Origin of the sequence: Gordonia cholesterolivorans, assembly GCF_039531975.1 — a bacterium.
In the GTDB taxonomy this organism is placed as follows: Bacteria; Actinomycetota; Actinomycetes; order Mycobacteriales; family Mycobacteriaceae; genus Gordonia; species Gordonia sihwensis.
This window is the reverse complement of sequence record NZ_BAAARB010000079.1, coordinates 1-595: the sequence shown is the minus strand read 5'-3', so window position 1 is coordinate 595 and position 595 is coordinate 1. Positions and strand designations below refer to the sequence as shown.

The window sequence follows — 595 nt, the reverse complement described above, 5'->3', positions numbered from 1 at the left end:
CCTCGGGCTTTCATCGCTGAATTCGCCTGACCTGCCGTTTTCATGAAGAAAGGTGCTCTGAGCTGCAATAATTGTTGTTGCGAAACGACAATCACAAGCAGGGCAAGGAGCACCTTTCTGGTGAAGAACTCTACCGTGTTTTACCCGCAGATTCAGGCCACCGCCGACGGCGGCGGCATCATCACCCACGGCGGCACCGTCCTGGCCACCCGTACCGCCGAACTCTCCGGCCTCACCGACGCGCTACGGACCGCGCTCGCGCCGTGGCGCAAACCCCTCGCGACCCACGATCCAGCGAAGATCCTCCTCGATTTGGCCACGAGCCTGATCGTCGGCGGTGACTGCCTGGCCGACATCAGCATGGTCCGCGGTCGTCCCGACGTGTTCGGTCTGGTGGCCTCCGATCCGACGGTCTCACGCCTGATCGCCACCCTGGCCGCCGATCCCGAGCGGGCTGTGAACGCGATCCGGGCCGCTCGCGCCGCCGCCCGCCAGCGGGTGTGGTCCCTGGCCGCCGATCAGGCTCCCGATCATGGTCGGTCGGCGAAGAAGCCGCTGATCATTGACATCGATGCGACGTTGGTGACCGCCCACT

General features: G+C 64.9%; 1 protein-coding gene. It reads left to right on the top strand.

Going from position 1 to position 595, the window contains the following annotated elements:
* Positions 1-120: 120 nt before the first annotated feature.
* The coding region (locus tag ABFX36_RS18965; RefSeq protein ID WP_346077843.1) for a transposase at positions 121-595 on the top strand (475 nt) is incomplete at its 3' end.